The organism is Streptococcus sp. SM5, from assembly GCF_027497975.1.
In genome coordinates, this window is sequence record NZ_JAJNSC010000025.1 from 12,663 (window position 1) to 34,640 (window position 21,978).

At 43.7% G+C, this 21,978-nt stretch carries 17 protein-coding genes and 2 pseudogenes; 1 reads left to right on the plus strand and 18 read right to left on the minus strand.

Annotation, left to right across the window (positions count from 1 at the left end):
- Window positions 1-22: 22 nt before the first annotated feature.
- From purK to PAN07_RS14665, 13 genes are all read right to left on the minus strand, one after another.
- A complete protein-coding gene (gene purK / locus PAN07_RS14605; protein ID WP_084862112.1) occupies window positions 23-1,114 on the minus strand; it encodes a 5-(carboxyamino)imidazole ribonucleotide synthase in 1,092 nt (363 codons plus the stop codon).
- Window positions 1,101-1,592, minus strand: coding sequence for a 5-(carboxyamino)imidazole ribonucleotide mutase (gene purE, locus PAN07_RS14610; protein WP_084862110.1), 492 nt, complete (start codon window positions 1,590-1,592; stop codon window positions 1,101-1,103). The genes purK and purE overlap by 14 nt, the downstream gene beginning before the upstream one ends.
- A gap of 201 nt (window positions 1,593-1,793) precedes the next feature.
- Window positions 1,794-3,059: a phosphoribosylamine--glycine ligase gene (gene purD, locus PAN07_RS14615; protein ID WP_084862108.1), complete on the minus strand. Its 1,266-nt coding sequence runs from the start codon at window positions 3,057-3,059 to the stop codon at window positions 1,794-1,796.
- A gap of 121 nt (window positions 3,060-3,180) precedes the next feature.
- Window positions 3,181-4,728 (minus strand): bifunctional phosphoribosylaminoimidazolecarboxamide formyltransferase/IMP cyclohydrolase, encoded by a 1,548-nt coding sequence (purH, locus tag PAN07_RS14620; RefSeq protein WP_269798188.1) that lies wholly within the window; start codon window positions 4,726-4,728, stop codon window positions 3,181-3,183.
- Window positions 4,729-4,928: 200 nt separating this feature from the next.
- Window positions 4,929-5,474, minus strand: coding sequence for a phosphoribosylglycinamide formyltransferase (gene purN, locus PAN07_RS14625; RefSeq protein ID WP_269798189.1), 546 nt, complete (start codon window positions 5,472-5,474; stop codon window positions 4,929-4,931).
- Window positions 5,471-6,493 (minus strand): phosphoribosylformylglycinamidine cyclo-ligase, encoded by a 1,023-nt coding sequence (purM, locus tag PAN07_RS14630; RefSeq protein WP_269798190.1) that lies wholly within the window; start codon window positions 6,491-6,493, stop codon window positions 5,471-5,473. The genes purN and purM overlap by 4 nt, the downstream gene beginning before the upstream one ends.
- Window positions 6,494-6,717: 224 nt before the next feature.
- On the minus strand, window positions 6,718-8,160 hold the full coding sequence (purF, locus tag PAN07_RS14635; RefSeq protein WP_269798191.1) for an amidophosphoribosyltransferase: 1,443 nt from the start codon (window positions 8,158-8,160) through the stop codon (window positions 6,718-6,720).
- Between the two features lie 93 nt (window positions 8,161-8,253).
- Complete coding sequence (locus PAN07_RS14640) at window positions 8,254-11,979, minus strand: phosphoribosylformylglycinamidine synthase (RefSeq protein ID WP_269798192.1); 3,726 nt, start codon at window positions 11,977-11,979, stop codon at window positions 8,254-8,256.
- A gap of 56 nt (window positions 11,980-12,035) precedes the next feature.
- On the minus strand, window positions 12,036-12,170 hold the full coding sequence (locus PAN07_RS17475; RefSeq protein ID WP_049544729.1) for a hypothetical protein: 135 nt from the start codon (window positions 12,168-12,170) through the stop codon (window positions 12,036-12,038).
- Window positions 12,171-12,180: 10 nt separating this feature from the next.
- Window positions 12,181-12,888 carry a phosphoribosylaminoimidazolesuccinocarboxamide synthase gene (gene purC, locus PAN07_RS14650; RefSeq protein ID WP_000043283.1) on the minus strand — a complete coding sequence of 236 codons (708 nt, stop codon included), beginning with the start codon at window positions 12,886-12,888 and terminating at the stop codon, window positions 12,181-12,183.
- Between the two features lie 169 nt (window positions 12,889-13,057).
- Window positions 13,058-14,407, minus strand: a complete 1,350-nt coding sequence (gene comB / locus PAN07_RS14655; protein ID WP_269798193.1) for a competence pheromone export protein ComB — start codon at window positions 14,405-14,407, stop codon at window positions 13,058-13,060.
- 12 nt (window positions 14,408-14,419) lie between these two features.
- Window positions 14,420-16,573, minus strand: coding sequence for a peptide cleavage/export ABC transporter ComA (gene comA / locus PAN07_RS14660; RefSeq protein WP_269798194.1), 2,154 nt, complete (start codon window positions 16,571-16,573; stop codon window positions 14,420-14,422).
- Between the two features lie 157 nt (window positions 16,574-16,730).
- Window positions 16,731-16,919, minus strand: coding sequence for a hypothetical protein (locus PAN07_RS14665; protein WP_084862093.1), 189 nt, complete (start codon window positions 16,917-16,919; stop codon window positions 16,731-16,733).
- Between the two features lie 609 nt (window positions 16,920-17,528).
- Between PAN07_RS14665 and PAN07_RS14670 the strand changes: the two are divergent.
- Window positions 17,529-18,086 (plus strand): annotated as a pseudogene (locus PAN07_RS14670) (transposase).
- 84 nt (window positions 18,087-18,170) lie between these two features.
- Here the strand turns inward: PAN07_RS14670 and PAN07_RS14675 are convergent.
- The 5 genes and pseudogenes from PAN07_RS14675 to PAN07_RS14695 all read right to left on the minus strand — a co-directional run bounded on the left by PAN07_RS14675 (window position 18,171) and on the right by PAN07_RS14695 (window position 21,975).
- Entirely contained in the window at window positions 18,171-19,652 is a 1,482-nt protein-coding gene (locus tag PAN07_RS14675; RefSeq protein ID WP_084862090.1) for a glycosyltransferase, read from the minus strand.
- Window positions 19,649-20,932: an accessory Sec system glycosyltransferase GtfB gene (locus PAN07_RS14680; protein ID WP_269798195.1), complete on the minus strand. Its 1,284-nt coding sequence runs from the start codon at window positions 20,930-20,932 to the stop codon at window positions 19,649-19,651. The genes PAN07_RS14675 and PAN07_RS14680 overlap by 4 nt, the downstream gene beginning before the upstream one ends.
- Before the next feature lie 38 nt (window positions 20,933-20,970).
- Window positions 20,971-21,150, minus strand: a complete 180-nt coding sequence (locus PAN07_RS14685; RefSeq protein WP_239822186.1) for a hypothetical protein — start codon at window positions 21,148-21,150, stop codon at window positions 20,971-20,973.
- A 158-nt stretch (window positions 21,151-21,308) separates the two neighbouring features.
- Window positions 21,309-21,644 (minus strand): annotated as a pseudogene (locus PAN07_RS14690) (glycosyltransferase); the annotation flags it as partial.
- 97 nt (window positions 21,645-21,741) lie between these two features.
- Window positions 21,742-21,975 carry an acyl carrier protein gene (locus tag PAN07_RS14695; RefSeq protein WP_000136449.1) on the minus strand — a complete coding sequence of 78 codons (234 nt, stop codon included), beginning with the start codon at window positions 21,973-21,975 and terminating at the stop codon, window positions 21,742-21,744.
- Between the last annotated feature and the right edge of the window lie 3 nt (window positions 21,976-21,978).

Below are 21,978 nucleotides of genomic sequence, written 5' to 3' on the forward strand. Positions count from 1 at the left end.
AAAAGACGGTTAATTTCACTTTTTAAAAATCAATCCCCTCCCCAAACTCAACCACCTCATCCGGCTCATCACTAAACAAAGTCACATGTCCCATCTTGCGGTTGTGCTTCGCTTCTATTTTACCATACATGTGGAGGTGGACGCTTGGATTTTCTGTCACATATTTTTCAGCGGTCTCGACGTGCTGGCCGAGAACATTGAGCATGACAGCAGGCGCATGGAGTTTGATAGATGGTAATGGTGCTCCCAGAACACCTAAAATATGGGTATCAAACTGGGAGAAGTCACAAGCTTCGATCGAGTAGTGTCCAGAGTTGTGTGGTCGAGGAGCAATTTCATTGACAATGATGTCATCAGCAGTCGCAAACATTTCCACGCAGAGCGTTCCAGATAGCTTGAGCTGTTCTGCAATTCGCACTGCCATAGCTTTAGCCTTGTCTGCTAGACTTTCTGAAATGCGAGCAGGCACGATGGTCTTAGACAAGATATTGTTGCGGTGGATATTTTCCTGAACTGGGAAAACCGTTACGTCCTTGCCATTTCCTGACACGATGACAGAAATTTCAAGGTCAAAGTTGACAAATTCTTCCAAAACGCAATCTGCTGAGTCAGCTAGCGCATAGGCTTCTGCCAAATCTGCTTCTGAGCGAATAACCTTTTGTCCATGCCCATCATAGCCACCAGTCGCAGTCTTGAGGACATAGTTTTTAGACAGGTCAATATCTGCCAAATCTTGGCTTGAGGTCACAACATTGTAAGGTGCCACAGTGACTTGAGCCTTGTTGGAGAGAAAGTCCTTTTCAAAAATGCGATTTTGGGAAATGCGGAGCAGGTCTGTCCCTTGAGGAAGCTGACCTTCTTTGATAACCGCATCCAAACCGTCAGCATCGACATTTTCAAACTCATAGGTAAGGACATCGCAACGCTCAGCCAACTGACGCAGAGCATCCACGTCATTATAAGGCGCAACAATGATTTCCGCTACGCGAGAGGCTGGGCAATCAGCCGCAGGATCCAGCGCGATAACCTTGTGACCCATGTAGATAGCAGAAATGGCCACCATTTGACCCAGCTGGCCGCCACCGATAATTCCGATTGTTTTAGATGAGCTCATTTGACGACTCCTCTGCGATTTTTCCCTGTTCTTCTGCGAAATCTGCCAATGCTGTCGCGATAGCCTGATCCTCTACTGACAGGAGACGGAGGGCGAAGAGAGCCGCATTGGTCGCACCCGCGTCCCCGATAGCCATGGTTGCGACTGGTACACCACCCGGCATCTGTACGATAGAGTAGAGTGAGTCCACGCCACTAAGGGCACGAGATTTGACTGGCACGCCGATGACTGGAAGAGTTGTTTTGGCAGCTACCATTCCTGGCAAATGGGCTGCGCCTCCAGCACCTGCGATGATGACCTTGATGCCACGGCTACGTGCTTCTTCAGCATGTCTGAACATAAGGTCTGGTGTGCGGTGGGCAGAAACAACCTTCTTTTCGTAGACTACACCGAAGCGATCTAGAACTTCTGCTGTTTTTTGCATGGTTGCCCAGTCGGATTTTGAGCCCATGATGATGGAAATAATTGGTTTAGTCATAATTTTTCCTTTTTTCTTCTTTTTTGATAATGGTCTTAGGTGGTGGGGACGGAAGCAAACCTTCGGTTTCATTCCTAAACTTTGAGCCTAGGGTCTCAAAGTTTCCCTAGACCAGAACAAATACTGTTCTGGTCTTTTCACCACGGCGACCATTATCTTACTTTGGCTCGCTTTCGCTCGCCATGACAAATTTAGTAACTGTTAATCTTTTATAGCCTTACTTCCGATATCGGTTCGGTAGAAGAGCCCTTCTGTGTTTTGTTTGTTAAGTTCGCTGTAGATAGTGTTTTGAGCTTCTTTGACGGTGTCTGCTGTGGTAACGAGCATATAGACACGTCCACCGTTTGATAGCAGTGCTCTGCTATTTTCCGCAAACTTAGCCCCTGCATAATAGGTGATAATATCACATTCTGTCTTGGCTGGTAACTTGACACCTTTTTCATAGTCTAGCGGATAACCGTTGGATGCGACAACCACACCCAGAGTCACACCCTTGTCCGTCCAGGTGATGTTTGGCTCCTTGCCATCAAGGATATCCGTAATATTTTGTGCAAAGTCAGATGTCAAACGAGGCAAGATAATCTGAGTTTCAGGATCTCCAAAGCGAGCGTTAAACTCTATGACTTTGGATCCATCAGCTGTCAAGATAAGACCCGCATAAAGGATACCCAGATAAGGGCGACCTTCTTTAATCATACCTTCTAGGACTGGCTTGACAATGGTGTCAACCGCTGTATCAACTACACTCTGTGGTAAGTGTGGAACTGGCGCATAGGCACCCATACCGCCCGTGTTAGGCCCCTTATCGCCATCGTAGGCACGTTTGTGGTCCTGAGCTGTTGGCATGATGTAGAACTTATCACCATTGACAAAAGCAAATAGTGAAAATTCCTCTCCTTCGAGAAATTCCTCGATAACCACACGCGCACCTGAGTCACCAAATTTATTGTCCAAAAGCATCTCGTGAGCTGCTTCGACCGCTTGCTCGACTGTCTCAGCAACAACGACACCTTTCCCAAGTGCCAAACCATCCGCCTTGACCACGATAGGTGCCCCATGCTTTTCGATATAGACCTTGGCTTCCTCGAAATCTGAGAATGTGCTATAGGCTGCTGTCGGAACGCCGTATTTGACCATGATTTCCTTGGCAAAATCCTTGGACCACTCCAGCTCAGCTGCCAATCTTGTCGGACCAAAGGCTTTGAGACCCGCTGCATGGAAATCATCCACGATACCAGCCGCAAGGGCGTCATCTGGCCCGATAAAGGACCAAGCAACATCGTTGGCTTTTGCAAACTCAACCAATTTAGAATGTTCGGAAATAGAGATATTTACCAACTCCAAACCATCAAGAGTCATCCCATCATTCCCAGGAGCAACAAAAACCTTTTCTACCTCTTTTGACTCAAGCAACTTCTTAGCAATCGCATGTTCACGACCACCCGAACCGACAACTAACAGCTTCATTCCTCAACCTCTTTTGCGAATTATTTACTAATATTATATCACAAACGTTCGTTTTAATCTTGTTTCACTCCGCATTTTTACGCAAAAAAGGAAAGAAACTGTTTTCTTCCCTTTAACGTTCTTAATGTCTAAAATGTCTCACTCCTGTGAAGACCATAGTCAAGCCATATTTATCCGCAGCTTCGATAGACTCTTGGTCACGGACCGATCCACCTGGCTGGATGATAGCCTTAATACCTGCTTTGGCGATTTCTTCCACATTATCCGCAAATGGGAAGAAGGCATCCGAAGCAAGCACAGCGCCGTCAAGACGGTCTTTAGCTTGGTCAATAGCGATGCGAACAGAGGCCACACGATTAGTTTGACCTGGGCCAACGCCAAGTGTCATGTGGTCATTGGTCACGATAATACCGTTTGATTTGACGTACTTGATAGCCTTCCAAGCGAACTCAAGAGCAGTCGCTTCTGTCTCAGTTGGCTGGCGTTTTGTCACCACTTGCCAGTCAGCTGGGCTTTCCTTTACCACGTCTTGATTTTGCACCAGAAGTCCACCTACTACACCTGTGTATTCTGCTTCCACTTCGCTAGCCTCTTGAGCATCAAATGGCAAGGCAAGGATACGCAAGTTTTTCTTTTTATTGGTCAAAATAGCTAGCGCCTCATCCGTATAGCTTGGTGCGATGATGATTTCGAGGAAGACACCATGCATCTTCTCAGCTGTCGCAGCATCCACCTCACGGTTGAGAACGACGATCCCACCAAAGATAGACACTGGGTCAGACTCATAAGCGTAGTCCCAAGCAGTCTCGATGTCATCAGCCTGACCAATACCGCACGGGTTCATGTGTTTGAGAGCCACAACGGTTGGACGGTCTTTGAAGTCACGGATAATACGAATGGCCGCATCCGCATCGCGGATATTGTTAAAAGATAATTCCTTCCCGTTAAGCTGTTTCGCTGATGCAATAGAGTAATCTGTCGGCAAGGCTTTTTGGTAGAAGTCCGCATCCTGCTGAGGATTTTCCCCGTAACGCATTGCTTGTTTAAGGTCATAAGTCAAGGTCAGTTTTTCAGGCTTGCTTTCGCCGACCTGAGCTGTAAAATACTCTGCTATCAAAGCATCATAAGCTGCTGTGTGACGAAATACTTTGGCTGCCAAACGTTGGCGAGTTTCATAAGAGGTTTCGCCGTTTGCTGCCAATTCGTCCAAAACCACAGCATAGTCAGCTGGATCTACCACAACTGTTACGCTAGCATGATTTTTAGCCGCTGAACGAAGCATAGATGGTCCACCGATATCGATATTCTCCACCGCATCAGCGTAAGTTACGTCTAGCTTGAGAATGGTTTCCTTAAATGGGTAAAGGTTGACAACAACAAGGTCGATGAGCTCAATCTGATTGTCCTTAGCTGCTTCCAAGTGACTATCCAAGTCACGACGAGCCAAAAGTCCACCATGGATATTTGGGTGTAGAGTCTTGACACGACCGTCCATCATCTCTGGAAAACCAGTCACATCATCAATAGCAATGGTGTCCACCCCAGCATTGTCAAGGGCAACCTTGGTCCCACCCGTCGAGATAATCTCCCAACCAAGTTTTTTAAGTTCTTGGGCAAATTCAACAATGCCCGCTTTATCTGAGACGCTGATTAAGGCGCGTTTAGTCATCTTTTTTCCTTTCATTTTCAAACTCTCTACCTACGCATTTTTCGATTCATAAAATATAGGGAGACGATTACCAAGACTCCCAAAATTACTGTCAGTAAAAATCTCCCCCAATAGGGAATCTCTGGGAAGAAAAAATTTACCAGTAAACGTAGAATGATTACCAAGGTAATCAAGGCAAGTGTTTCCAACCATTTTTTCATTTACTTGTCCAACAATTCTCTAATAACCTCTGGATACAACTTGTACTCTGCCTCATGAATGCGAGTTTCAAAGCTTTCAATGGAATCATCAGCTAGTCGCGGTACACGTACTTGTTTGATGACCTTTCCTGTATCCACACCTGAATCCACCCAATGAATGGTCACGCCGCTCTCAGCAACGCCAGCATTCCAAGCATCCTCAATCCCATGAGCTCCTGGAAACTCTGGCAGGTAGGCTGGATGAATGTTGATAATCCTGCCTTCATAAGCTGCCAGTAAAGTAGGCCCAACAATTTTCATGTAGCCTGCTAGGCAAACCCAGTCAATCTGGTGCTCTTCCAAGAGTTCGACAAGGGCCTCTTCGTAGTCTGCCTTGCTCTCAAACTCCTTGAGTTCAAAAGCATAGGACAGAACGCCGAGCTTGTCTGCACGTTCGAGCACATAGGCGTCACGATGGTCTGAAAAGACAAACTCTACTGGAAATTGTTCCGCTATCACCTGAAAATTTGAGCCATTACCAGAGGCAAAAACCGCTATTTTTTTCATTTGATGATGACACTTTCGTTTTCTTTCTTGACGATACGACCAATTTCATAGACTGGTTCATCCAACAATTCCTTGACACGACTTACATTTTCAGGGCTAACTGCTAGCATAAGTCCCATACCCATATTGAAGATTTCAAACATTTCTTCGTGTTTGATCTGACCGTATTTTTCAAGGGCTTTGAAAATTGGTAAAACTGGAACCTTGTCTTCCTCAATCTCAGCAGCCAAGTCAGCTGCAAACATACGAGGGACATTCTCAATAAAGCCACCACCAGTGATGTGGGCAATGCCGTTGACCAAGCCTTCCTTGATAAGTGGTAAAACAGCCTTGACATAGATACGAGTTGGCTCAAGAAGAACTTCCTTGAGTTGCTTGCCTTCTAATTCTGGCAAGATTTCCTCACCTGTGTAATCCGCAAAGACACGACGGACGAGAGAGTAACCATTGGAATGAATCCCACTTGAAGCCAGCCCTAGAAGAATATCTCCCTCTGCCACCTTTGAACCGTCAATGATTTGAGATTTTTCAGCCACACCGACCGCAAAACCAGCCAAATCATAGTCATCTTCGCCGTACATACCAGGCATTTCAGCTGTTTCCCCACCGATGAGGGCAGCGCCTGCCTGCACACAACCTTCTGCCACACCAGCAACCACTTGTTCTAGCTTAGCTGGTTCATTCTTCCCTGTCGCTACGTAGTCGAGAAAATAGAGGGGTTCCGCACCCGCAGCGATGATATCATTGACACACATGGCCACACAGTCCTGACCGATGGTATCGTGCTTGTCGTACTTGATAGCCAGCATGAGCTTGGTTCCGACACCATCAGTTCCTGAAATCAAGACAGGTTCTTTAACCCCAGTCTTTGAAAGGTCAAACATACCACCAAAGCCACCAAGAGCTCCCATGACACCTGCACGCTCCGTACGAGCCACGTGCTTTTTAATCCTTTCAACAACTTCATAACCCGCTTCAACATCCACACCAGATTGAGCGTACGCATTTTTATTTGCCATTTTATTTTTCCTTTTCTTTTTTTGGGAAAGACTGCGACGTATTTTTAGATAAACAATTATTTTATCTAAAAATACTAGTCAGGTCTCTAGCTTTGGTCCCATAGGAGAAAGCGTCTACTGACAAATGCTTTAGCTTTTAGTCAGTAGTGAGACGTGGAGCATAAGCATTCCTATTTGTCATTTTGTCTCCTCTTCCTTTCCTTTAATGGAGAATCTTTATCCGTCTATTTGTAAAAACTGGTCTTTTCTTCCAAACTTCTACGATAGTCTTCTTCATAGTCGTAGAGAGGCGTTGGGTAGTCACCGTCAAAGTAAGCGATACAGAGACCGCCATTTGGCGCATCTGTTTCAATTCCAATCGAATCAATCAATCCCTCAACAGAAAGATAGGTCAGACTGTCCGCACCAATGATTTGGCGAGTTTCTTCAACCGTATGATTGGCTGCAATTAGCTCCTGACGGGTCTGGATATCAATTCCATAGAAGCATGGATAAGCTAGCGCTGGACTGCCAATGGCAACGTGAACTTCAGTCGCACCCGCTTCTTTCAAGAGCTGAACGATCCGACGAGAGGTTGTTCCACGTACAATAGAGTCATCAATCATAACCACACGCTTGCCTTTTACAACGCCTGAAACAGCAGAGAGTTTCATCCGAACCCCTTGCTCCCGCAATTCTTGAGTCGGTTGGATAAAGGTACGTTGGGTGTATTGGTTCTTGATGAGGCCCATTTCATTTGGTAGCCCAGACTCTTCAGCAAATCCCATAGCCGCGCTAAGGGAAGAATTGGGCACACCGACCACGATATCCGCCTCATGCTTGAATTCACGCGCCAATTGGGCACCCATACGTTTACGTGCCGTATGGACATTGACACCATGAATGTTAGAATCAGGGCGAGCAAAATAGATATACTCCATAGAACAGATTGCTAACTGAGTATCATCTGTATAGCTATCATACTGGATGCCCTTGTCATCAATGATCACAATCTCACCTGGCTTCAAATCACGAATCCATTCAGCACCAATAACCTCAAAAGCACAGGTTTCAGAGGAAACAACCACCGCTCCGTTAGCCATTTTCCCGATAGAAAGCGGACGGAAACCATTGGGGTCAAGAGCCGCAATCAACTTGTCCTCAAACAGCAAGATATAGGCAAAACCACCTTTGACAAGGCTGAGCGCTTCCTTGATTTTTCCCATCAAGTTCGGATTGTGACTGCGACGAATGAGGTGGGCCAAGATTTCCGAGTCCGAAGTCGCACTGAAAATCGCTCCTCTTTGTTCCAATTCTTTCTTGAGAGAGGCAGCATTGGTCAGATTTCCATTATGAGCCAAGCCAAACTGCATATCATGAAAACGGAAGAGGAAGGGCTGGATGTTATCTACAGAAGCTTCGCCAGCAGTCGCATAACGCACATGCCCAATCGCACCAGTTCCTGTCAATTTATCCAAGTTAGCAGGATTTCTGAAGACTTCTGATAGAAGACCCATATCGCGATGCCGCTTTAGTTTCCCTTGGTCATTGGAGAGGATTCCTGCCCCCTCCTGACCACGGTGCTGAAGACTATGGAGACCAAAATAGGTCAATTTAGCAGCATCTGGATGTCCCCAGATACCGAAAACACCACATTCTTCATTAAGAGATTTTACTTCGTATGTCATTTTATATACCTAATTTTTATTTGTGTAGCACCAAGAGCTAAATCTACATGACTTTTACATTACTGATACTATCTATTAGAAAATCTGTAAGTCTTATTTTCCAGTAAAGTATTTAACCGCTGACGCGAACAGGTGCTGGTCTTTATTTCCTGGGATATTTTGGAAAAGACCTTCCTCATAACGTTCTGAGTGGCCCATCTTACCGATGATTTGACCATTCTTGCTGGTAATTCCTTCGATGGCATGGACAGAACCATTCGGATTGTACTTAGAGTCCATACTTGGTTTGCCGTCAAAGTCAACGTATTGGCTAAAGATTTGACCATTGTCACGGAGCTCCGCAAATTCCTCAGCCGTCACGACAAACTTCCCTTCACCGTGCGAAACAGGAATAGCGTGGATATCGCCCACTTCTACTCCAGCCAACCATGGCGAGTTGGTATTGGCAATCCGAGTTTCCACCATCTTGGCCACGTGCTGGTTGGCATCATTGTAGAAGAGGGTTGGACTAGTACTGCTGGCATCTTCGAAGTTCCCGTATGGAAGAAGACCTGATTTGACCAAGGCCTGGAATCCATTACAGATACCAATAATCAAGCCACCACGGGCGATAAAGCTATCAATAGCTGCACGCACTTTTTCATTGAGCAGGATATTGACAATAAACTTAGCTGAACCATCTGGCTCGTCCGCAGCTGAGAAACCACCTGCAAAGAAGAGAATGTTAGCCTTGCCGATGTTGTCAACCATAGTTTCAACTGAATTGACAATGGCTTCTTCATTCAAGGTCACAAATGGCACCAAGTTAACCTCTGCACCTTCTTTTTCGAAGGCCTTGGCTGAGTCATATTCTGAGTTAGTTCCTGGGAAGACTGGGATATAGACTACCGGTTTTTCAACTTTTTCTTTAGCTTGGATGACTGTGTTAGTAGCGACAGCTGGAACTTCTGCTAGTTCTTTAGCTTGTGCAAATTCTGTTGGGTAAACTTCTTCCAATTTCCCTTGGAAAGCACTGTCAAGTTTGTGTCCATCTAGCTTCACACCGTTGACAAGGAGTGTAAAGTTGGCACTTGTTTGTCCAATCTTCTCTACTCCAGCGATTTCTTCAGGAGATGTTAGGACAAATCCGCCTAATTGAGCTGTCAAAGCTGTTTCAAGTTCAGGCAAGATCACCTCTGCACCGATATGATTTCCAAAAGTAGCAAGTGCCAAACTTTCAATAACACCACCGTATTTAACAGCTGAAGCTGCTGTTACTTTGTGAGCCTTTTGAAGGGCTTCAAACTGAGCAAAGTTAGACTTAATCAAGTCAAAATCAATCTCTGCTGAGAGTGCTTGGCCTGGGATGTAGTAGATGTTTTCACCAGCATTCTTGAACTCTGGCGAAAGCACCTTACGGCTATCTGCTGTCGTCACCCCAAAGGCAACTAAGGTTGGTGGCACAGTCAATTCTTCAAATGTACCAGACATAGAGTCCTTACCACCAATAGATGGTAGACCGAGCTGAATCTGAGCTTCGATAGAACCTAGAAGCGCTGCTACTGGCTGACCAAAACGCTCAGCTTGTTTGTCCATGCGCTCGAAGTACTCTTGGTAAGAGAAACGAGCCTGAGACCAGTTTGCACCAGCAGCAACCAATCGAGCAGTTGCTTCGATCACCGCATAGGCAGCACCGTGGTATGGAGACCATTCAGCTACATATGGATTGAATCCTTGGGCCATGACTGACGCAGTATGGGTCACACCGTGTTGAACTGGTAATTTCTGCACAGATGCCTCAGTTGGTGTGAGTTGGTAACGACCACCAAGTGGGTGATTAACCGTGGAGCGTCCAACAGAGCAATCAAAGATAGTCTGTAATCCTTTTTGACTCGCATGATTCAAATCAGATAAAACCGCAAGTGTATCAACTTCAAGTGTGTTAGCAGATGTTTGACGTTCTTCTGGAAGCTTGACATCCTTGTCCACAACCTTAGCATCGACGACCACACGCACACCATTGGTGTCAAGGAAACGACGCTCCAAGTCCACGATTGTCTCTCCATTCCAGTGCATGACTAGATTTGGTTTTTCAGTTACTGTCGCAACCACGACAGCGTCAATATTTTCTTTATTACATTCTGTAACGAAGGCATCTACGTCTTCTGGACGAACCACGACCGCCATCCGTTCTTGAGATTCAGAGATGGCAATTTCAGTACCATTCAAGCCTTGGTATTTAAGAGGCACCTTGTTGAGGTCGATTTCAAGACCGTCCGCCAATTCACCGATAGCCACACAGACACCACCAGCACCAAAGTCATTGGACTTCTTAATGAGACGAGTGACATCTCCATTACGGAAAAGACGTTGAATCTTACGTTCTTCGATGGCATTCCCTTTTTGAACTTCAGCTCCAGCAGTTTCCACGGACTCAACCGTTTGAACCTTAGAAGAACCTGTCGCACCACCGACACCATCACGTCCAGTCTTACCTCCAAGAAGGATAATGACATCACCAGCTTCCGGTTTTTCACGGACAACATTGCCCTTAGGAGCCGCTCCGACAACAGCACCTAGCTCCATGCGTTTAGCTACAAAGCCTGGGTGGAAGTATTCACGAACGTAGGTTGTTGCAAGTCCAATCTGGTTACCGTATGAAGAATAACCATGAGCAGCTGTTTTAGAAATAACCTGTTGTGGCAATTTCCCAGCACGCGTTTCCGAAATCGGTGCTGTAATATCACCAGCACCCGAGATACGCATAGCTTGATAAACGTAGGAACGACCTGACAATGGATCACGAATGGCTCCACCGATACAGGTAGCAGCCCCACCAAATGGTTCAATCTCAGTTGGGTGGTTGTGAGTTTCATTTTTAAACATGAGGAGCCAAGGTTCCTTGACACCATCAACGTCCACTTCGATTTCTACTGAGCAGGCGTTTATTTCATCAGACACTTCCATGTCGTCCAAACGCCCATTAGCTCTCTCATAACGACCGAAAATAGTGGCCATATCCATCAAGGTTTGCGGTTTTTCAGAACGCCCCAACTCATCGCGCATAGCGATATATTTATCATAGGTTGACTGCAATTGTTTTTGGAATTTAGAAGCTGAAAAGTCGATGTTTTTCAACTCTGTCTCAAAAGTCGTGTGACGGCAGTGGTCAGACCAGTAAGTGTCCAAAACTTTGAGCTCTGTTTCCGTCGGCACGCGCCCGATTGACTTGAAGTAGTCTTGGATAAAGAGCAAATCATCCACTTCCATAGCCATCCCTTGCTCGGCCTTGTAGCGGGCAAAGTCTTCTGCTGTATAGCTTTCAAAGAAAGTCAATTTAGGAATGGTCTTGTCTGACTCTGAAAATTCCTGCTTGGCAATTCCTGTCGTGATGTCCTTGAAACGAGAATCAACTGGGTTGAGCAAGTAGTTCTTGACCGCTTCCAACTCAGTCGCATCAATATCCTTATTCACCAAGTAAAGTTGGGCTGTATTGACTGTCACATCACTCGAACTTCCCAGCAAAAGCAAGGCTTCTTGCGAAGAGGCCGCACGCTGGTCAAACTGACCCGGCAAGCTTTCGATGGCAAAGAAAGCATAGTTAGCAAGATCCGCTTGCACAGCCGCTTCATCCAAGACATGGTCTGTCACCTGCTCAGAGAAGATGTGTTTCTCTGCAGGTGCAAACAAGTCCTCTGCCAAGTCAAACACATCATAAACTTGTACGATGCGAATACTTTTCAAGCTTGAAAGTCCCAAGTTATGCTGGAGTTCTCTAACTAAACTCTCTGACTTGACCTGAAAATCAGCCTTTTTTTCAACAAAAATACGTTTATCCATCAATTCTTATTCCTTTATTTCAGCTCTTGCAATGTTCTCAAATGACCTTGAGGTTGTTATTTCAATTCCTGCAATTTCTCCCAAACAATCTCGTAAACGTCTGTTAGTTCTCCCAATCCCCTACGGAGTGAAAAGGTCTGGGGGACCTTTTCAGCCTGAGTCCTTTTAGTTGAGAGACGAAGGTTTTCCATTGCAAACAGATTATTTCAAACCTTGCAGCTTCTCCCAGACAACTTCGTAAACGTCTGTTAGCTCTCCTAATCCCCTACGGAAAACATCCTTATCCATGTGGTTGCCATCCGCATCCCACAAACGGCAGTTATCTGGTGAAAATTCATCTGCTAAGATAATCTTGCCATCCTTGTCAAAACCGAACTCTAGCTTAAAGTCAATCAACTTGAGGCCAATCTCAGCAAACCAGACTTTCAAAAGTTCATTGATACGACGGGTTTCTTCCTTCAAGTAGGCAATCTGCTGGTCATCCGCAATCTGTAGGAATTTTACATGCTCGTCATTGATAAATGGATCATCCAAATCATCATTTTTATAGTAAAATTCGACAATTGGAGTCTCAAATGCGATACCTTCGTCTACGCCAAAACGTTTTGAAAAGGAACCAGCCGTGTAGTTGCGAAGCACGACTTCCAAGGGAATAATTTCAACCTTTTTATTGAGTTGTTCCGTGTCTGAAAGTTTCTCCACAAAGTGAGTCGCCACACCAGCCGCATTTAATTTCTCAAAAATAAAAGATGAAATCTGATTATTCAACACTCCCTTACCTGCAATCTGCTCCTTCTTAACACCATTGAAAGCAGTCGCCTGGTCCTTGTAAGTTGAAATAATAAGATTTTCATCCTCAGTTGTATAGATATCTTTAGCTTTTCCCGAATAGATCAATTGTTTTGACATTTTAAAGTTCGCCTTTCGTATTACTTGAGCACATTCTACCATAAAAAACCTAAAATTACAAGAATTTAACCGAATAAATAACGTAGTAACTTCAAAAATCATAAAGAAAAAACTGTAAGAAAAAGATTTCTCACAGTTTAAAAATTATTTAACTCTAAAAACACGAACATTACTCTTTGTTTAAAAATTGATCCAAATAATAACGTAGATAACTTTTCCTGCCCGTAATCATCTGCAGGCGACCTTCCACCCCATATCGAAGTTTTTCAGCCTGCTCCGAAGTTAGATTAGTCTCCGCCTCGATTTTAAAGAAATTCCCTTTTTCAGTCTTAGTAGCTGTCGCATCAATACTTGTAATAGTAGAATCTAGGAAAAGTTGATTCTTGGCATCATGAGTAGTCGTATAGCGAACAGAATCACCGACCTTGACTCTTGCTACATCCTTTGAACTTAGATAAGCTGTTAGTTTGGCTTTGCCTTCTTTTTCCAAGAACGGATAGAGTTGGGCTAGTAGGGCACCTTCTGCAACCATGGTAGAATCACTGGTCTCAGGATTAAGATGAAGCACCCCATCCTCACTCGCCGTAATTTTCCCCTTGTCTAAAAGATTTCCCTGTACCTTCTTACCTGACTCTGCCTCCAAGATTTTCTGGTCTAGAAGGGTCAATTCCTGACCAACCTTTGCCAAGTGTTGAGATTTGAGAGACTCCAATTGACTGCTTAAGCCTGACGCGTAGGCTTGCTGGGTACCTGAACCCGCATACTGGACACGGTAAGTAGCAAGACTAGATTCTAACTGAGAAAGCTGTGCTTCTACCTGCGCAACTGCCTGGGATTTAGCTTGGTGATTTTCCTCAATCTGAGACTTGTAGGACTGGTAGAGAGAGTAAGCTAGATTCTGATTGGCCAAGGAAGCGCCTGTTTCAATAGCTGACTTAGCTGTCTGGTAATCGCGAATTTTAGCCTCTGTTTGGCTGATGAGGTTACCGATTTCGGCTTGGGTTTGGCTAGCTGCTGCATTCTGGGACGCGATGCTCTCATTTTGTTGCGATGTACTAGCCCTAAGACTGCCTGCTTGACTGATGTAGTCGCGAAAGGTGGCTTGGTAGCCAAACTTATCCTCCTCTGGAAAGTAATCCGTCCCTTCTTGCAGGCTCTTTTGCAAATACTCCAATTGCTTTTTTTGATCCTTGAGCATGTCCAACTGACTGGCATAGGCCTCCGCTTGGACACCCTCTGCCCCTTCCTGATATTGAACCAACAGTTCTCCCTGCTTAACCAGCTTATTTTCTTCCAAATGATTGACAAGAATACGATTGTTGCTGGTTGACTGGATATTTGCAAGGATTCGACTAGGCTCAACAGTAGCTCTAGTAGACAAACTTATCTCCTTCTCTGCAAATGTTGCAAAGCCAAGCAAAAACACGAGCAGAAGGGACATGGGGACAATCACCCGACTGGAAAAATTATGGTAACGACGATTATAAAACTCCGCACTTTCTAAAAATTCTGGTTTCATCCTCTCCTCTTTCTAGCTATTCACCAAATGGGCGTAAAAGCCACCCTGCGCAAGTAAATCAGTATGATTTCCTTCTTCAACAATCTTGCCCTGATCCAAGACAACCACCTTCTCTGTCCGCTCAGCAATGGTCAAGCGGTGAGCAATGAAAATCAAAGTCTTGTCTAAAGCCATGAGATTATCGACAATTCGCTTCTCTGTCAAGATATCCAAACTGCTGGTCGCCTCATCCAAAATCAAGACCGGTGCATCCGTCAAGAGAGCACGCGCCAGAGCGATTCTCTGACGTTGACCACCTGAGATTCCTGCCCCGTCCGAAGTCAATTCTGTCTGGTAATTCAGTGGCATGCGCTCAATATCCTCCCGAATCTCTGCCAATTCGACCGCCCGTAAGATATCCTCCTGAGTCGTTCCCTCCTTGGCTCCCAAAAGAAGATTGTCCAAAATCGTTCCGTTAAAGACATAGGGCTGTTGAGGCAGATAGTTGATATACTGGCGCAAGGCCTTTTTATCAATCTGATTGAGATTGACGCCACCCAGACTAATCTCTCCCTGACTTGGGTCGTAAAAATTAACCATCATCTTGGCCAAGGTCGTCTTACCTGACCCCGAAATCCCCACAAAAGTCACCTTAGAACCCTGCGGAATAGTCAAATTGATATCTGATAAGACATCTCGACCATAGCCATACTTGTAGGAAACCTGCTTGAAGGTCATATCTCCCTTCATCAAGCTCAGATCCTCAACTGTTTTCTTCTCCTCAAACTCAGAAGCTACCAGATAAACCTCATTTAGACGGTTATTGGCAACCTGCGCTGTCTGAAGCTTGGTTTGCAGGTTGATGATATTTTCCAAAGGATTTGTAAAGTAAACCAGCAAGGTATTATAGGTAATCAACTGCCCCAAACTCATCTTGCCATCCATGACCAGAACAGCCCCCATCCAGAGAATACCGACATTGAGCAAGAGATGGGCAACTTTTTTCAGAGCCTTTTGCTGACTCTCTGCCCGACTATAGGTAAAGGATTTCTTCAGATAAGCTACAAATTCCTTATCAATCTTTTGGTAACGCTGACTTTCACTGGTCAAAGACTTGATAGTCTCAATACCGTTGATGTCCTCAATGATAGAAGAAGACAGCACCGCATTGGCTTCCATGGTGTCCCGATTCATCTTTTCAAACGGCTTCATAAAAGCAAATATAATCACTGTGTAGATAGGAAGTGCCAATAAAGTCATGAAAAAGAGATTGGTATTTTGTGAAAATAAAACAAGAGAAATAATGACAACCGTTGATACATCTAGGAAAATCGAAAGAATGGTCGAAGCCAGCGCATCGATGATACTATTAGCATCCGTGAAACGAGACACGATTTCCCCTGTCCGACGTGTCGCAAAAAAGGACATAGGCAGGTGAAAAACATGCTTGATATAGGACAAAATCACATCAATCGACAAGCGTTGCCCCAAAACAAGTAAGAGATATTCCTGAGCATAAGACAAGATCTGCTGGAGAATATAAACGATGACCAGCCCAATAGAAATAATCCCCAACGTCGAACGCATCTGATCTGGTACATAGGTATCAATGATAGACTGCAAATAATAAGAACCCACAATGTTAATCAAGGTTACCAAGAGTGTTGCCAAAACGATATTGGCAATCAAGCCACGCTGCTTCACCAATATAGGGATAAAAGAGAGCAGGCCATTTTTTTGATCCTTATGAGGCTTGTAGTCTGGACTAGGTGCCATAAAAAGCGTCACTCCTGTCCATTCTTCCGCAAAACGCTCACGTGGCAGTTTGGTCAATTTCACCCCAGGATCTGGATCGGCAATATGAATGTTGTCCCTGTCCTGCCCAGTCACCACATAGTAGTGGAGCAATTTCCCTTCCTTAAGCACATGAGCAACAAAAGGAAAGGTCAAATCTGGCAAGTCAAAGAGCGTCATATCCGCCTTAATGGCCCGCGTCTCAAAGCCAATCTCCTCTGCCACCTTGACCAAGCCCAAAGCCGTTGTCCCATCCATGGTTGTCTTGGCCAATTCTCGTAAGTGAGCCAAAGAATAGTAACTACCATAGTAGCCAAAAATCATGGCTAATGAAGCTACACCGCAATCCATCTGATCTACCTGCGGACGATAGTGACGTTTCCCAAATTTCATATTCATCTCCTTTTCCTAAACTCATCTGATAACAACTATCTTACCCCAATTCCCAAACAAAAACTGGACTTCCTCCCCAAATGCGCCTATCTCCCTCCCAAATGCACTTTTGGGATAAAAAAATAGGCAGAACAAACGTCCTACCTAAAATATAAATTTATTTCTTTTTCTTCCTAATTTTTTTGTCAATCATATATAAAACGATAATCGAAAATAGCGGTGGTACAATATAACTCTTTTCAGTCATTGTCAGCTGAAATCCCAGAGTTGCAAGTATCTTAAAGATGAAAATATTCATTAAAAATAGAAAAACAAATACTAAAAAATATTTTAAAATCTTATTCATTTCTTTTCTTCAACTTTCCTAATTTCTATACCTATTTTATCAAATTTTATCAAATTTTATCAAAAAATACATGTAAAACTCCAAATAAACACCTCATACTCAATGAAAATCAAAGAGCAAACTAGGAAGCTAACCGCAGGTTGCTCAAAGCACTGCTTTGAGGTTGTAGATAAGACTGACGAAGTCAGCTCAAAACACTGTTTTGAGGTTGTGGATAGAACTGACGAAGTCAGTAACCATACCTATACCAAGGCGACGCTGACGTGGTTTTAAGAGATTTTCGAAGAGTATGATTTTTCTAATTTCATTATATCCCCTCCTCAGATTTCTCCTGTCCCTAGAAAGACTAAATCTGTTCCTAAACGGTCGCTTGAACCAAAGAAAAAATTCCAAAGCAAGTGCCTTGGAACTCCTATATATACTCAACAATCATTTTTGTCATATCAAGAGTCATTGGTTGATAATATACATCAGGGTGCTTATTATGGCTCTATACGATTTGTAGTGAGTAAATCCTATCTGTATATTATGAAGCCTATTTTTGTGTAGACAAAAGTCCCATATGACCTATCATGAAAAGCGACAAAACAACGCATTAGAAAGATTCATATGGAACCATTACATTTTATCACACAACTACTCGATATTAAAGACCCTAATATCCAATTTGTGGATGTTGTTAATAAGGATACCCACAAGGAAATCATCGCTAAACTGGATTATGAGGCTCCATCTTGCCCTGATTGCAGAAGCCAAATGAAGAAATATGATTTTCAAAAACCGTCTAAGGTCCCTTACCTCGAAACGACTGGTATGCCTACTAGAATTCTTCTTAAAAAGCGTTGATTCAAGTGCTATCAGCTCTTGCTTTTCCACTTTCAGAATAAAGAGTCTGACAAATTTTTCGGACTCATTGAGGACAATCTAAAGAAGGTTCATCTTTTCTTTCAGACTATCTTTAAAACCTCTCTTAAGGACAAAGAGAAAATCCTTAATTCCCTTCAGTTACACTATTCCAACGCCAAACTGGAAGTGACCAATAATCTCATCAAACTTATCAAACGAAATACATTTGGTTTCAGGAACTTTGAAAACTTCAAAAAACGGATTTTTATCGCTCTGAACATCAAAAAAGAAAGGACGAAATTTGTCCTTTCTAGATCTTAGCTTTTCTTCAACCCACTACAGTTGACAAAGAGCCGAGTTTTTCACCCTGCAGAAATCAGACTCATTCACTTAGTATTCAGGGCTTTAAAGGTTCTCCCTCAGTTCGTCGAGCACTTGACGCCAAGCTTGAACAATCCTTTCTCTCAAATAGTTCCTTGCGAGATCATAAGAAGTCTGGTGCATAGACTTCAAGTCATTTTCTAAGATAAAAACGAGCTTCTCTGCCATGTCAGCAACCAATTCTTCTTCATTTCTATCCACACCATATGGAACTAGATAGCCATTTTTTCCATCCTGAATGAAGGTTGGATTACCATAACGAGCATCAAAACCAAGTAAGACCAACCCCGAACCAATGGCTTCCATCAGGGTTAAACCAAAGGTTTCCCACTGGGAAGTCGTGACATAAACTTGATACTGAGGATAGAGAGACTCTAAATCTGCATACCCTTGAAGCAAGATATAATCATCCGCATGAAGATCTTGGATAAGCTGTCGCAAAGTAGGTTCCTCTTCTCCTTTACCAAAGATATGAAATTGCAAAGCGGGTACCCTTTGATGGGCCAAAGCAACCGCCCTAATGGCTAAATCAATTCGTTTACGAGGATCCAGACGAGAGGCTGTCATCAAGCTCAGAGGTTGGCGAGGGGACGATGGTTGCTGTAACTGATCCAAATGTCCAACAGGAATTACATAAATAGGAAGTACATCTATACCTTGCTTTTTAAAGGTTTCTAATAAGACCTCTTTTTGAAGTTCTGTTGCTGTTAGCAGGAAGTCAAAGCGTTGCATATATTTAAATACATAATAGTACTCATAATTAAGAGAACCATTCAAAAATTCATGCTCCGAGTGAAAGACAAAACCTAAGCGAGCAGAAGTCTTTTGCTCAAGAATAGGACGGGAAAAGTCCATTAAGGATGCTCGATCAAGAAAGAGAATATCCTCCTTCCCTAAATCAAGTCGATCAAGAAAACGTTCCAACACTTGAGTTTGGGTCAATAAGATTTCCCTTCCCATTTGATAAAACCAGTCTTTTCCCTGCTTGATTTCCTGAAAAGCTACTCTGCCATTTTGATGGTGATAGGTTCGTCGAACGATGACCCCATCTACAAAGTACTCTGTAACTATTTTTTTAGCTCCATACCACTCCCGTTTTACCATAGATCCTCTCACTAGATAATCAACATAGCGAACACAGCCTTGATGATAAGGATCTAAAGTAAAAACCAGTGATTGTTCATTAGAAATCTGGTAATGGGCCTCAGTCTCCGTCTTTTTCACCAAATCTAGTCGCGTTAGCTGAAAGTCCGTTTGTAGAGCCTCGACTGTGACAGAAGGAACACTGATTTCTTGATCTGTAAAGCTGAGATAGGCGTATAAGAGTTCTTCATCCTTGTGGCCAAGTGAGAGATAATAGGCTAACTTCTGAGGACTAGGCCAGGTCGTAAAGACAAATCGTGCTGGCTCCTGCAACTGACGAAGCATAATTGCCCGAGAAGCCTGAGCCACATCTACCCCATTTGGTTCATATCCCACCAAGAGATTAAAGGTATAAATGGTCATTTGGCTTCCTCCCCTCGACAATTGAAGAATGCAAGCAGGTCTTCTTTCTTAGCCAATTGCAAGACGACTCTTTGTTCCTCAATCCGATTAGTAAACTCTTCTGGTGATTGCAACACATCTTTGATCTTTTCTAGTAATAAATCGCTGGATGCGAGGACAGTTGGTAATTTTTTGTAAACCTCATAATGAACAGTCGTGTTTAATCCAAGAATTAACTGCCCACTTTCAATTGCTCTCATAGAGGCTGCTGAAACTTCCCTACCATGGTTCACATCCAAATATAGCGAGCAGCTTGCCAATAACTCCTGAAAACGCTCCTCTGAGCAATTCGGATGGAGATGAAGATTAGGAATAGAGCTTAAATTGGTTAATTTAGGTCCCATGTTGGTTAGGGCTGCAACATGAAAGTCCACTCCGGGAAGACTTTCTACCAAGTAGGCCAAGCTTTCCACTTCTTCTGATGCTGTCATGATCAAAGCCTTAGTTTGAAAGGTAATTGTCCCAGAATCAACCAATCCAGCCACATATTGAAGGTCCGCTTTTCGATCTTCAGGAGCATAGTAATTCAAGATGAGTATCTGCTTGACTTGTTTTTGAAGGTCACTTAAATTCTCTTGATGAGGACTGCAAAAAATCAAGTCTTCCTTTCCAAGTTCTTGTAGGAGGGGAACTACCTTCGAATCCAAACATATAAGGGGTTCCTGACCAGAAAGGACCTTTTCGAATAGAGATCGTCTCAACTCCTCCTCATTGGCATAAAGCTGATCTAGACCAGACTTTTTCTGATAGAGGAAATACCCCTTTTTGACAAAATGATGCAAGACCTCTTCCTGATTTCGATTATAGTAAATTTCCAGGTAGGTTTGTCCGTCTTCTTCCAACAGTCGTTTACGGCTTCTCCAACCATAACGATTGTAATCTTCAATAGTCAGAACAGTATCCCCCTCACCCAGCCACTCAACATACTCTACGGTTCGTGATTGGATATCTTTTCGTAAGATTATATTTCCTCTTCGTTTCTGACCATCAAAAATATAGGTCGTAATCCCCATAGTCCATGGCTCCCAATAATCAGGAACAGGTAAGTCATTAAAAAAGAGGGGCTGCCCCTCCCTAGAGCTGGGATCTGCATAGGTCAAGAGGGAAGCCAAACTATCTTCACCTAGCCCCAAATCTGTTTCCAAATTGGTAAACAGGATCTGATAAGACTGCCCCAAGATAGCCAGTAGCTTTCTGACTTTTTTCAACTCTCTATTATTTTCTAGTGCAATAACTAGCATAAGAATCCTTTCTAAAAAGGAGCCCACTAACTAAGAATCTAGGGCTCCAACAAACCTAAGTTTATACGGGCACATTTATAGGTTTCTGTTTCTTGTAGCTGGGCTTCTTCAAGCTTTTCAATCGCTCGCTTCAACCTTGTCTTGTAGATATAGCTATGCAAAGTCAGATCATATCCCATCATTCCTAAAAGATCCAGCTTTTCATTTTTTGCTTCCATTTCATCCAGGACGCGCTTCTCATTCCAGACCTGGGATAAGGTGTCCTCTCTTCCGACCCGATACCATTAGATACACTTCTCTGTATGAATAACACGCTCAACCTTAAGCAAGAGCTTGTACATTAGGAAGTTATCCTCTACATTTTTCCCAAGTGGAATAAGGCATCTTCCCAAGATAAAGCATAATAGAACCACCAAATCTCTCTAAAATGATTGAAACGATTGGCTGTCCAGGGTTTATTGTGAGATGTATAATGAATAACTGCTGGAAGACCTGGAAACTCATCATACAAGGCCAAGTCCCCATACTGATGCTGATGCTGATCCTTATCCGATCCCACTTGAAGGTTATAGGTCAAAGGCAGGCGAAGCCAAGCATCCTTGAAGTAGTGATTCAAAATTCCTTGATCTCCATAAACATGCTGGTGATGCTCCTTGGTCAACTCAAAGAGAGCTTGCGTCGTTTGGTGATCACGCCACCAGGCTAAGTCCAATTGGAACTCTCTAGCTTTTTTTGTGACTGAGAACTTTTTATCCCAGAGTCTCGATCCTAGCTTTTCTTCAACCCACTACAGTTGACAAAAGGCCTCTTTATTTTCCTTGAATAATCTTAACCACATCTCCTACACTTTGGAGTTGGTCAATTTCCTCATCGCTGATTTCGATACTAAATTCATCTTCCAGTGTCAAGATAAACTCCATCAAGTCAACTGAGTCAGCATCCAAATCGTCTTTCAGACTCAAGGATTCTGTCACGACAAAGTCTTCTCCCTGTCGCTCTTGGATAATGGTCACAATACGGTCAAAAATTTCTTTTTCTGTCATCTC